The sequence below is a fragment of the Binatus sp. (SeqCode) genome (assembly GCF_036522015.1).
Taxonomy (GTDB): domain Bacteria; phylum Desulfobacterota; class Binatia; order Binatales; family Binataceae; genus Binatus.
This window is the reverse complement of the sequence record NZ_DATDGQ010000072.1, coordinates 1-11,438: the sequence shown is the minus strand read 5'-3', so window position 1 is coordinate 11,438 and position 11,438 is coordinate 1. Positions and strand designations below refer to the sequence as shown.

11 protein-coding genes are annotated in these 11,438 nt (G+C 61.7%); 4 read left to right on the top strand and 7 right to left on the bottom strand.

Annotation, left to right across the window (positions count from 1 at the left end; all coding sequences use genetic code 11):
• Together VIW95_RS03125 and VIW95_RS03120 are read left to right on the top strand one after the other, a co-directional pair.
• On the top strand, nt 1-1,232 hold a 1,232-nt coding region (locus VIW95_RS03125; protein WP_331583944.1), incomplete at its 5' end, for a CoA transferase.
• Between the two features lie 2 nt (nt 1,233-1,234).
• On the top strand, nt 1,235-2,437 hold the full coding sequence (locus VIW95_RS03120; protein WP_331583942.1) for a CoA transferase: 1,203 nt from the start codon (nt 1,235-1,237) through the stop codon (nt 2,435-2,437).
• Nucleotides 2,438-2,568: 131 nt separating this feature from the next.
• On the opposite strand, the gene VIW95_RS03115 is transcribed toward VIW95_RS03120, so the two are convergent.
• The gene (locus VIW95_RS03115; RefSeq protein ID WP_331583940.1) at nt 2,569-3,747 is read right to left on the bottom strand and encodes a hypothetical protein; all 1,179 of its coding nucleotides are present in this window, start codon (nt 3,745-3,747) and stop codon (nt 2,569-2,571) included.
• Nucleotides 3,748-4,029: 282 nt separating this feature from the next.
• Nucleotides 4,030-5,358: a hypothetical protein gene (locus VIW95_RS03110; protein ID WP_331583938.1), complete on the bottom strand. Its 1,329-nt coding sequence runs from the start codon at nt 5,356-5,358 to the stop codon at nt 4,030-4,032.
• Here VIW95_RS03110 and VIW95_RS03105 point away from each other — a divergent pair.
• Nucleotides 5,297-6,820 carry a YifB family Mg chelatase-like AAA ATPase gene (locus tag VIW95_RS03105; RefSeq protein WP_349259281.1) on the top strand — a complete coding sequence of 508 codons (1,524 nt, stop codon included), beginning with the start codon at nt 5,297-5,299 and terminating at the stop codon, nt 6,818-6,820. The genes VIW95_RS03110 and VIW95_RS03105 overlap by 62 nt on opposite strands.
• Nucleotides 6,821-7,008: 188 nt before the next feature.
• On the opposite strand, the gene VIW95_RS03100 is transcribed toward VIW95_RS03105, so the two are convergent.
• From VIW95_RS03100 to VIW95_RS03080, 5 genes are all read right to left on the bottom strand, one after another.
• Nucleotides 7,009-8,166, bottom strand: coding sequence for a hypothetical protein (locus VIW95_RS03100; RefSeq protein WP_331583934.1), 1,158 nt, complete (start codon nt 8,164-8,166; stop codon nt 7,009-7,011).
• A gap of 140 nt (nt 8,167-8,306) precedes the next feature.
• Nucleotides 8,307-8,891 carry a DUF3106 domain-containing protein gene (locus tag VIW95_RS03095; RefSeq protein ID WP_331583932.1) on the bottom strand — a complete coding sequence of 195 codons (585 nt, stop codon included), beginning with the start codon at nt 8,889-8,891 and terminating at the stop codon, nt 8,307-8,309.
• Entirely contained in the window at nt 8,888-9,256 is a 369-nt protein-coding gene (locus VIW95_RS03090; RefSeq protein ID WP_331583930.1) for a hypothetical protein, read from the bottom strand. The genes VIW95_RS03095 and VIW95_RS03090 overlap by 4 nt, the downstream gene beginning before the upstream one ends.
• 1 nt (nt 9,257) lies before the next feature.
• The gene (locus tag VIW95_RS03085; protein WP_331583928.1) at nt 9,258-9,815 is read right to left on the bottom strand and encodes an anti-sigma factor; all 558 of its coding nucleotides are present in this window, start codon (nt 9,813-9,815) and stop codon (nt 9,258-9,260) included.
• Between the two features lie 36 nt (nt 9,816-9,851).
• Entirely contained in the window at nt 9,852-10,421 is a 570-nt protein-coding gene (locus tag VIW95_RS03080; protein ID WP_331583926.1) for a sigma-70 family RNA polymerase sigma factor, read from the bottom strand.
• A 243-nt stretch (nt 10,422-10,664) separates the two neighbouring features.
• Between VIW95_RS03080 and VIW95_RS03075 the strand changes: the two genes are divergently transcribed.
• Nucleotides 10,665-11,420, top strand: a complete 756-nt coding sequence (locus VIW95_RS03075; protein ID WP_331583924.1) for a hypothetical protein — start codon at nt 10,665-10,667, stop codon at nt 11,418-11,420.
• Nucleotides 11,421-11,438: the final 18 nt, after the last annotated feature.

Here is an 11,438-nt window from a genome sequence, read left to right as displayed (position 1 = left end):
GTGACGTCGGCGAAAAAACCATGACCGAGTCTGGCGCAGGCGCGCTCGCGGGCCTGCGCGTCCTCGACTTGACGGGTCATCGCGCACAGCTCTGCGCGCGAATCCTCGGCGATATGGGCGCCGACGTAATCAAGATCGAACCGCCGGCCGGCGACGACGCTCGTCGCATCGGGCCATTTCTCGACGATTTGCCGCATCGCGATCGCAGCCTGTTTTTCTGGTTCTACAATCTCAATAAGCGATCACTGACGCTCGACCTAAAGCATTCGCGCGGCACCGACATTTTTCTACAGCTCGTTCGCAGCGCCGACGTCGTCGTCGAGAGCTTCGCGCCCGGCACGCTCGACCAGCTCGGGCTCGGCTGGGACGTGCTCCATCGCGAGAATCCAGCGCTCGTGCTGTGCTCGATTGCGCCGTTCGGCCAGACCGGTCCGTATCGCGATTTCATCGCCGACGACACCGTGCTGACCGCGCTCGGTGGGATGCTCTACGTCAACGGCTTCCCGAATCATGCGCCGGTTCGTCCGCTCGGCTTGCAGGCGTATCATTCGTCGGCGTATTTCGGCGCGATCGCCGTGATGATCGCGCTGCTCGCGCGCGATCGCACTGCTGAGGGTCAATGGATCGATCTCAGCATGCAGGAGGCCACTGCTGCGGCCGTCGAGCACGTCGCCGGTGGATACTTCGAGCGCAACGAGGCCGAGCCGCGCCGCGGCACTTTGCACTGGAGCCGGTTTTTTCGCGTCGGCAAATGCCGCGACGGGTACATCATGCATTGCACGCTCGGCGACTGGACCTCGCTAATCGAATGGGTCAAGTCCGACGGCAAGGCGGCCGACCTGGACGCGCCCGACTATCAGCAGCCGATGTATCGCTACCTGATGGCCGAGCACGTGTTCGAAGTGCTCGACGATTGGGTCAAGGACTACCCGCGCGACGAGTTGCTCGAGCGTGCACAGCTGCTGCGCCAGCCATACGCGACCGTCCGCCCGCCCGAGGCGCTGTTCGAGGACGAGCAGCTCATCGAGCGCGGCTACTTCGTCGAGGTCGAGCATCGCGAGCTCGGCCGCAAGTTCCGCTATCCGGGCGCGCCGTATCTTTTCAACGGCACGCCGTGGCGCGTGACGCGGCGTCCGCCACTGGTCGGCGAGCATACCGGCGAAATTCTGCACGATGAGCTTGCGATGGCTCCTGAAGCGATCGCGGTGCTCGCGGCCGAAGGGGTGATCTGATCATGGCCGCGATGCCGCGGGACGGCGTGCGCATCCTCGACTTCACCTGGGTCGTCGCCGGGCCGGTTGCGACGCGCATTCTCGGCGACCACGGCGCGCAAGTCGTCAAGGTCGAGCGCAAGGATCCGCCGCCGATGGGCAATCGCAAGCTCGGCCTGCAATGCGACCTGCATCGCAGCAAACTCTCGGTCGCGCTCAACATGCAGCATCCGCGCGGGGTCGAACTCGCGCGCCGGCTGGCCGCGATGAGCGACATCGTGATGGATAATTTTTCCGCGCGCGTGATGCGCACCTGGGGGATGGATTACGAAAGCCTGGTCGCGGTGAAGCCCGACATCATTTGTATAAGTATGTCCGGCCTCGGCCACACCGGCCCGCGCTCGAGCTACGTCAGCTACGGGCCGACCCTGCAAGCGCTGACGGGATACACGCAGTTGATGGCCGAGCCCGACGGCACGCCGGCCGGCTACGGCTATTCGTACGCCGACATGTGCGGCGGATACTCGGGCGCGCTCGCGGCGCTGATCGCATTGTGGCATCGACGCCGCACGGGCCGCGGCCAGTTCGTCGATCTGTCGCAGTTCGAAGCTGTCGCCAGCGTGATCGGGCCCGCGCTGCTCGATATCTCGGTCAATGGCCGCACGCAGTCGCCGCCCGGCTACAATTCGCAGGAAGGTCCGGCCGCACCGCACGGGGTTTACAAATGCCGCCCGCTCGACGGCGACGACGATCGATGGGTCGCGATCAGCGTCCGCACCGGCACCGAGTGGCGGCGATTCGTCGTCGCGATCGGTTCTCCGGAGTGGGCGAGCGAGGCAAAGTTCCGCACGCTCTACATGCGGATACAAAACAGCGCCGAACTCGACGCCAACGTTTCACGATGGACGGCGGAACACAGCGCCGAAGACGCGATGGCGATACTGCAGCGCGCCGGCATCGCAGCCGGCGTCGTCGAGAACGGCATCGATCTATGCGCGCGCGATCCGCAACTAAAAGAGCGCGGCTTCTGGCCTGCGGTTTCAACTAAAAAAGGCCCGCCGACACACGTCACGGGAATTCCGTTCAAGCTCTCCGGCGGATCAGGAGAAGTTCGCACGATCGCCCCCGAAGTCGGCGAGGATTTCGACTACGTCCTCGGCGAGCTGCTCGGCCTCGGCAAAGCGGCACGCGACGAACTGATCGCGGAAGGCGCGGTCTGGCCCTGATGCCAGATTCGCAATTTTGCTAAAGCGGGGTAGACCTTAGACATTGGCCTTGTCGCGCCTGACTCCTGCCCAGGGGATTTTGCACGCGATCGAGTTGAGGCCGCACAAAAATAGCCGCGTGTCGTCTCTCTCTAGGTCGCACGCCCCGCCACAAAGTTATTAACTTTTTCAGTGTACACTTCGTCTCGGGCTACAAAGAAATTGAAGAGAGTGAACAAAGGGGCGCAGACTGCCTTGACGAGTTCAACCAGCCTGCTTTCGATGTCCGATTGCGACGTGACTAGAGTAACCGAAGACTCGTCTTCCGACGTCGAATAGTCCTCTTCAAGTTCAGGACCCCACATCGCTACCCAAGCCAGAGTACGTCCGCTCAAGCCTCCGTGCCGAATCGCAATCTCAACTGGCTGTGTTGGAGGTACTCCTATCTGAGAATATAGGCGACCGCAGTAGAGAAAAGCCTCAGTGACCTGAACGATTCGTGTATTGATAAAAAGTAGATCCTGTTCGGGTCGTTTCTTGTCTTCAAAGAGATCTCGCAGAAGATAGAAATCTCCGTTCCTCCTGAGACTCCAATAGTCGTACACTCCACCGTCGCCAGGCACTATCTTCGCCACAATACCTTCGGCAGTCGGACGAGGACGAAACTCTGGCCTCGTCATCACGACACCGATGGGCCAACCGAACGTTCTGATTACGGATTTGGAAGCCGCATCCAAGAGGTCGCGCTGACCGACATCGAGTTTGGAACGCGTCAGCGAAATCTTCAATTCCATGAAGCCTTTCTTTCCATACTCGACAAACCCCTGCTTGGCTTCCTCTAATCGTTGGTTAAACCAGTCCGATTCCCAAGGAGAACTGGCTTCTGATATTGGAGGTGCGAGGATTGCTTGGCGACGTCGTATCTTCTTTTCGAGTTCGATGCGGAACGCGTCCAGATCGTCCGGTTTCCAGAACAAAACATCGTACCCACTGAGATCGAAGTGTATTTTTGGTCCACCCGGCTTGCGGTCTGGGTAGTCCGGCATATGATCTTCACGTGCGGTCAAAATTAAGTTTCTGAACTTGTCGACTCCCATTGCATATCCGACTTCCAAGTAACAATTGGGCCGTTCATTAGTGAGGTCAGCTATTATAATTTCTGACGATTCGATGAATCTGATGATTTCACTCTTGAGTAGCCCTCCCTCGTTATGCTTATCCACACGTTTGGCATCGAGGCCGCATGCCTTCAAGGCTGGAACAAACGCGGTCTCGCAGACCTTGTCGAGATCTCCGTTGCCGATTTGCATAATGATGAACGCTGTTCCCATCGAACCCGCTCCGAGCTTGACGTAATACCGTGCAGGATAGCACGGCTGGTCTGTGCCTTCCGCTACGGTCGGTTCTGGGCGTGCAAAACGCAGTAGGCTTTGGCGACGTCGCGTAGATTAGGCGGCGGCTTGCGTTAGCGAAAGGGCTGGGGCTTTGAGGTCGCCAGCGCGAGTATTGCGGCGTAGCCGGGCTGAAGTTCCATTCGCGGGGGCGTAGCCTCTCGCCAGCAGAATTTCATGCGCGCGCGGGAGCTGAGGGCGCGGTCTGGCCTTGATTGGGCGCTACGGGGCGCCTGGACCGATCGCGATTCCGCCTGAGCCGTAGAAATTAAGCCCGGTGAAGGGGCCGCCGATGGCACCGATTGGCGCGACATCGCCGTGGCTGCCGGCTGCAAAGATCAGAATAGGACCGTTGGAATCGTCGACGGAGCTGGCCCTGTCGGTGACACCCTGCTCGATTGGCGTCCGTTCCTTCCCGCCGACAATCCCGATACAGACAAAGCCGATGTGCGTGGAGTTCAACACATAGATGTTGCCGTTCGAGTCGAGCGCGACTTCGTAGGGGAATACAAGGCCGGTATTCGGACCGCTGATCGTGGCGGTTGGCGTAGCGTCGCCGGTGCTGCCGGCGGCATAGATGGAAATGCTCCCGGGCCCTGCCGGGATTCCGATACAAGTGCCGCAGCCACGCGTGCACTGGACGGGTCCCTCGTTCGTCACATAGATCGCTCCGTTACGATCCACGGCGATGGCAGACGGGGAAGCAAGGTTGGTATTGGCACCGCTGATGACGGCGCTGGGCTTGGTATTACCGTCGCTGCCGGCGGCATAGACGGCGACACTGTCGGGGCTGGTTTGGACGCAGGAATGCTTGTTACATTTCTCGCCACCCTGATTCGTAACAAAGAGATCGCCGTGAGGGTCCACCGCAAGGCCGGTCGGAGAGTTCTTTCCGTTCGGGTCGATGGTGAGACCGGCGGTCGGCATTACGTCGCCGGAGCTGGCCGCTGGATACACGGTGATGGCGCTATCGCGATTCATCACATAGATGTTGCCAACGGAATCCAATGCAATTCCGTTGGGGTTGAAGAGTTCGGTGTTGGATCCAACGATCGTGGCGAGAGGCGGACCGGTCGCGTAGCCGCCGGCGGGATAGATGGTGATACTGCCGTGTTCGCCGACGCCACCGAAGCCGTTCGCCACGTAGATGTCGCCGGTAGAATCCACCGCAATGCCGGAAGCGTAGTCGAGCCCGGTGAAATTGCTGGTGATAGTGGCGATTGGCGCCGTATCGCCGATGCTGCCGGCCGGATAGATGGTTACGCTGCCATGCTGGGTTGTCCCGCCGTAGCTGTTTAATACATAAAGGCCGCCGACGGAATCCAGCGCGATGCCAATCGGTCCGCCCAACCCCGTATCGGTACCGATAATGGTTGCGACCGGGGACACATCGCCGTTGCTGCCCGCAGGGTAAACTTCGATGCCGTCACCCGTCACATAAAGGTTCCGGCTTGAATCGAGCGCGAGGCCCTGTGGATAGCCGAAATTTGTGTGTTCACCGGCGATAATAGCGATAGGGGTCGCGTTTCCGGTCGAGGTCGAGATCGACATCGGGGCGGGAGTGCCGCCGCATCGGCTGGTCGGCCTGGCCGAGGGCGCGGTCAAGGAGGCGCTCGATCGCGTCAAGTCGGCGCTTAAGAATTCCGGCTTCGATTTTCCCACGCGCAAGATGACTATCAACCTCGCGCCCGCCGACACGCGCAAGGAGGGCTCGGCGTTCGACCTGCCGCTGGCGCTCGGAATTCTCGCGGCGCAGAACGTGTTGAAGGATCGCGCGCGCCTGCGCGGCTATCTGATTCTCGGCGAGCTCGCGCTCGACGGGCGGATCAAGGGTATCAAGGGCGCGCTGCCGACGGCGTTGCTTGCTCGATCGTCGAAGTTCGAGGGCGTGATACTGCCGCGCGAGAATGCGTCCGAGGCCGCCGTGGTCGGCGAGGGCACGGCGGTGCTCGGGGTCGAGAGCCTGCGCGAGGCTTTCGAGTTCTTCGAGGGCCTGCGTCCGCTGCAATCGATTCCGATCGATCTCACCGCGGCGTTCGGCGACGCGAACGTTTACGACGTCGATTTCAGCGAGGTCAAAGGGCAAGAGCAGGCCAAGCGCGCACTCGAGGTTGCGGCGGCCGGCGGTCACAACGTCCTGATGATCGGGCCGCCCGGATCGGGCAAGACGAGGCTCGCCAAGCGCCTGCCTTCGATTCTGCCGACGATGACTTTCGAGGAGGCGATCGAAACCACCAAGGTGCACTCGGTGATGGGCCTGCTCGACGGACGCGCGCTGATCACGACACGCCCGTTCCGCGCGCCGCATCATACGATCTCAGACGCCGGGCTGATCGGTGGCGGATCGATTCCGCGTCCCGGCGAGGTCAGCCTCGCGCATCACGGCGTGCTGTTCCTCGACGAGTTGCCCGAGTTCCGCAAGAACGTGCTCGAAGTCTTGCGCCAGCCGCTCGAGGACGCGCGCATTACGATTTCGCGCGTGATGGGCACGCTCACCTTCCCCGCCTCCGTGATGCTGGTAGCTGCGATGAACCCGTGCCCGTGCGGCTTCTACACGGACCCGCAGCATGAGTGCTCGTGTTCGCCGATTGGAATTCAGCGCTACCGCTCGCGCATCTCGGGACCGCTACTCGATCGCATCGACATACACATCGAAGTACCGGCGGTGAAGTACAAGGATCTGACTGACCGGGTCGCGCGAGAGCCGTCGATGGCGATTCGCGAGCGCGTCAATCGGGCGCGCGAGGCGCAACTCGCGCGCTTCAAGGGGATGCCGTACTTCTGCAACGCGCAGATGCGCGCGAGCGATCTTCGGCTGCATTGCCAAATCGAGTCCGGCGGCGAGCGCCTGCTCGAGCTCGCGATCAACCGGCTGGGCCTGAGCGCGCGCGCCTATACGCGCATCCTGAAAGTCTCGCGCACGATTGCCGATCTCGACGGCTCCGCACCAATCGCGGCGCATCACGTCAGCGAGGCGATTCAATATCGATCGCTCGACCGCACCGCGCCCTAGCATGGTGTCGCGGACACCATGCGTGAAAGCTGTCCGCTTACCTACAACATCTCCCCGTTTGGGGGAGACAAGAGAGAGGGACGAACAGGTCTTGAAAATTTGCTTTTCAAGTACCTGTTGCCACAAAATGAAGCGAGCGGCTCGATCGTTCGAGCCGCCCGCTGTCACGTAGTGTGCTACTTCGATCTCTAGTGCAGTTCGTACCCGGCGACGAACTCGTCGAAGGTCCCGGACTTCACCACGAAAGTGCCCGACGCCACCGTGTTCGCACTGAAGAACGGCTTCAGACCTGTGTCGGCGTTGCCCAGCGTGTTGGTCGGCACCGCAATACCGGTATCGACGTCGCCCGAATCGTCGAGCGGGCGGAAGAACAGCTCGTAGTTGGTGCTCGGACTCGCACCGGCCAATCTCACGTTGAGGTCGCCGGCTGCGTTCACTTCGTAAGAGCCCCTATCGAGCGGATCGCTGCCGCAGTTCGCAAGGATCGGATCGGTCACGCTCCCGCAGGGAACCAGATTCGATGCCGAAACTTCCGGACGCACGAATTTCTGATCGACCTTGAATCCGGACACGAACTCATCCGTGCTGCTGCTCTGCAAAACGATTGCTCCCGAACCGATCGTGCTTGCGGCGAATGCGGACGGCACAACCAGCATGCCGTTCCCTGCTTTGTCCGTAGGGCCAACAGTTCCGAGCGCGGTCGTCGTGCCGCCCGGGGATCGCAGCAGAGCCGAATAACTCGTGCTGGGACGCGCACCGGTCACATTGATCGAGAGCGCGCCGTCAGGGTTTTCAATATCAACCCGTCCTCTGGTCAGCGAGTCGCTGCCGCAACTTGAAAGAGTTCCCGGCGCTGTCACGTCGGTGCAGCGGACGAGAGCCGGCTGGAAATCGCGCGTCGATTCGAGACCGTTGCTCGAGATCGACAGCCCGGTGACAAACTGCTCGCCGCCGTGGCTCAGCACCACGTTGCCCGCGCCGACCGTCCCGAATTTGAAGAACGCGTCCTTGCGAAACGCACCGTCGCCCGCTACTCCGGTGTTCAGATTGCCAATCGAGGTGCTTTGAGTGCCGTCGTTGGAGACGAGACTGACGGCGTAGGCGGTATTGGTCGCCGCACCGATGACGATCACCGTCACGTCACCTTGATCGTTAATCGTCGCGCCGCCGCGCTTGAGCGGATCCTGCACCGACGCGCATGTGGTAAGCGCGGCCGGCGACGCAACCGATTTGCATTGCAGCAACGGTGCGTCGAAGGTTTCCGCGCGCGCCAGACCCGATGCCAGACCGAGCGCGATTGGCGCGACCAGCAGCGCTAGCGGCCAGTTTCGTCGTGAATGAAACATACAGATTCTCCTCCTGCCTGTACGTCGATTGCCCGCGCAATCGAGTTAAACATTTTCGATTCGAAATGTAAGACGCGCCGAAGTGTGATGTCGTTTACAGATCACGCAAAAGAATTCAGGCAACGGGCTTTTCAAGAGTTCTAATGCGCGGGCGGCTGCGTCGCGTGCGGGTGCTGGCGCCACAGGCCCAGGCGACGACGGGCTTCGCGCCGCTGCTCGGGCGTCATCTGCTGCCAGCGACGCCAATTCGCCATCATCCGTTCGCGCTGCGCCGGCGGAAGCTGCTCGAACTGCTGGTATCGCTTGGTCATACGCTCACGCTGATCCGGCGGAAGGCCGCGGTAGCGTGCATAGTCCTGTTGGAATTCCTGGCGCTGGGCCGGTGGAAGCTGGCGCCATCTGCGCAATCCTTCGAGCACTCGCTTGCGTTCCTCGGGCGGCAGATTGCGGAACGTCTGGAAGTTCTGCTGAACCTTCTGCCGCTCCTCGGGGCGCATCGATTGCCATCGCCGGTAGTTCTCGAGCACGCGCTCACGCTGATCGGGCGTGAGGTTTGCCCATTCCCTCGGATGCTGGGCCGCGAGCGCGCGCTCGGCATCGCTCGACGGCATCGATGCGGCCGGCGGCGGTGACGATTGCGCATACGCGGGAGTTGCCGGCGCAAATCCGCTCAGCGCCAACGTGGCGACGATGAAGACGCTCGCGATAAGCCTGCGATCCGTCATTGCTGCGGCCCCTCGACGTCGTAGCTCGGCTGGCTCGACGGAATCTGCGCAGGCGCCTTCGCGGGCGCGACGTCCTCCGCACCCGGCGGCGCGCTCACCGCCGCCCTGGGAGCCGGCAAATCGCCAGCGTCCGCATCGGCGTGATTCCCCAGGTAGCCCATCGCGTCGAGCGTGCGTATCTGGTCGAGCATCGAGTCGTCAGCCGGCGAGGCGCCCGCCGCTGGCGCATCTTGCGCGCCGTTGTGACGCGGCTCGAAGAGATCCAGGTTCATCAGCATTCTCAAATCCGGCGGCGGCTCCTGCGCCGACGCCCTCGCCTCTTCGGAACCGACAAGCATGGCCGCCAGGATCATAATCGCAGCCACTTTACGAAGGCGTTTCATTGTTCCGAGGATTCCCGGGCCCCAGCTCGTCCAGATGCTCGATCACGTCATAGTTCTCGAGCAAATCGAGATGCTCGACAACGTGATAGTTGGCCAGCAGGCCGACGTCGGTGCTGCTGAGCTCTTGCTGCAGCTCGAGCTGATCGACGCCAGGCGCTTGCGAACTCGCCCCGCCGCGATGCATCACGATCGCGAGCGCGAGCACCGCGACCGCCGCCGCGCCCATCGCCATCGACGGCCAGCCGAAGGCCGGCAACCGAAGGTCCTCTCGCCGCCATCGCCACCGCCCTCGAACGCCCGCGCTCCCTGCCTGGCTTGCGCGCAGCTTGCGTTTGAGCTCGCCTCGGTACTGCGCCCAATCCGGCTCGCGCGCGTCATCAACGACTCGCGCCAGACTCGACAGTATCGCCGACGATGCGTCAGCCGCCTCGCGGCATTGCGCGCATCCCTCCAGATGCGCCTGGACCCGCGCCCGCTCGTCCGCGCTCAACTCTCCGCGCAGGTACGGAACGATTTCGGTCTCTGGATGAATGCCGGCCATAGTAGTCAGTGGTTTCTCAATTAGTCAGTCGATTAGTCAGTCGTTCGCCATCAATTTACGAAGTTGCGCGATCCCGCGATGCACATGTACCCTCGCCGTCGCCTCCGAACACTTGAGCACCTCGCCAATTTCGCGGCTGGTGAAGCCTTCCTGTGTCTGCAGCAACACGGCGGCGCGCTGCTGCGGCGAGAGCTTTTCCAGCGCGGGACGAAGCCGGCTTATCGATTGCGTCAGCATGGCCTCGTCCTCGGGACCGGCCTCGCTCGACGGCGGATCGAAAACGCGTTCGTCGGGGTCGTCACCGCCGGGAGTCGCAAGCGGCGCGAGTCGCTTCCACCATCGATTCTTGCGCTGATGGTCGATGCACAAGTTGACCAATATCCGATAGAACCAGGTCGAAAAGCGCGACCGCCCGTCGAAGCGCCCAGCAGATTCGTAGAGCCGGATGAACGCGTCCTGCGAGACGTCGCGCGCGTCGGCCTCGTTGCCGAGAATCGACGATGCGAGCCGGTACGCGCGCCCCTGATGGCGGTCCACCATGAGCTCGAATGCGTCCGCATCGCGCTCCGCGATTCTCCTGCAGAGATCCTCATCTGAAGGCTCCACTTAGTCAGTCCCAGGGCCGCCCGACAACTGAGAACCGGCCACTCAGACCGATGCTACATATTCCCGACCCATTTGACGAAGCAACCTTACGATTCGTTTACACGTTTTCTCGCTCAATCCGACACGGCCTCGCATTGCGACGGGGAGGTAAACGATTACCGCACTCACTCCGTCCAACTCCCATCGAAGGAACAAACGGCGGCGACGCCGGTAAAGCAACTCATAATCAACAGGAGAACAATCATGAAGAAATGTATTACTACTCTGGCGGCGATAGCGTTCGCCGGCGCGATTAGCACGACCGCCTTTGCCGGTCCCGTAAGCCGCTTCGACAACGGCTACCTCGACGAGCATCCCGAGGTCGCTCATCAGTTGGGCGCGAATCCCTCGCTGGCGGATAACCCACAATTCCTCGCTACTCATCCCGGCCTCGACGAGTACATGTCGAAACATCCCGAAGTAAGACAGGACCTGCAGCAGCATCCGTACCGCTTCATGAGCGACGAATGGCGTCACGATCACGGCGGGTCCGGAGGCTATGGAATCACACGCGGCGAAGTCGGCCGCTTCGACAACGGCTACCTCGACGAGCATCCCGAAGTGGCGCAGCAACTGGGTCGCGACCCACGCCTGGTGGACAATCCGCAGTTCCTCGCGACGCATCCGGGGATGGACGAGTACTTCAAGAACCATCCAGAAATCCGCGAAGAGCTACAACATCACCCGGACCGGTTCATGGCGCGCGAGGGCTACTACGACAACCACCATGAATGGCACTATGGGCATCCGCTGGCGACCACCGATCGCTACATGGACTCGCACCCCGAGGTAGCGCAGCAACTAGAGAAGGACCCGGCGCTGGTGGACAATCGCGGCTACGTGGATAGCCACCCGGGCCTGCACGAGTACCTGCACAATCATCCGATAGCGCGCCGCGACTGGCGGTCGCATCCGTACCGCTACATGGCATCCGAGCGCCACTACGATCAGAAGCACTAAGAAGTAGGGAAGGCAGCG

Excerpts from the sequence above, each read along its gene's own strand:
- VIW95_RS03120 (WP_331583942.1), top strand. The coding sequence starts at position 1,235 with ATGGCCGCGATGCCGCGGGACGGCGTGCGCATCCTCGACTTCACCTGG.
- VIW95_RS03115 (WP_331583940.1), bottom strand. The coding sequence starts at position 3,747 with ATGGGAACAGCGTTCATCATTATGCAAATCGGCAACGGAGATCTCGAC.
- VIW95_RS03110 (WP_331583938.1), bottom strand. The coding sequence starts at position 5,358 with ATGTCGATCTCGACCTCGACCGGAAACGCGACCCCTATCGCTATTATC.
- VIW95_RS03100 (WP_331583934.1), bottom strand. The coding sequence starts at position 8,166 with ATGTTTCATTCACGACGAAACTGGCCGCTAGCGCTGCTGGTCGCGCCA.
- VIW95_RS03095 (WP_331583932.1), bottom strand. The coding sequence starts at position 8,891 with ATGACGGATCGCAGGCTTATCGCGAGCGTCTTCATCGTCGCCACGTTG.
- VIW95_RS03085 (WP_331583928.1), bottom strand. The coding sequence starts at position 9,815 with ATGGCCGGCATTCATCCAGAGACCGAAATCGTTCCGTACCTGCGCGGA.
- VIW95_RS03075 (WP_331583924.1), top strand. The coding sequence starts at position 10,665 with ATGAAGAAATGTATTACTACTCTGGCGGCGATAGCGTTCGCCGGCGCG.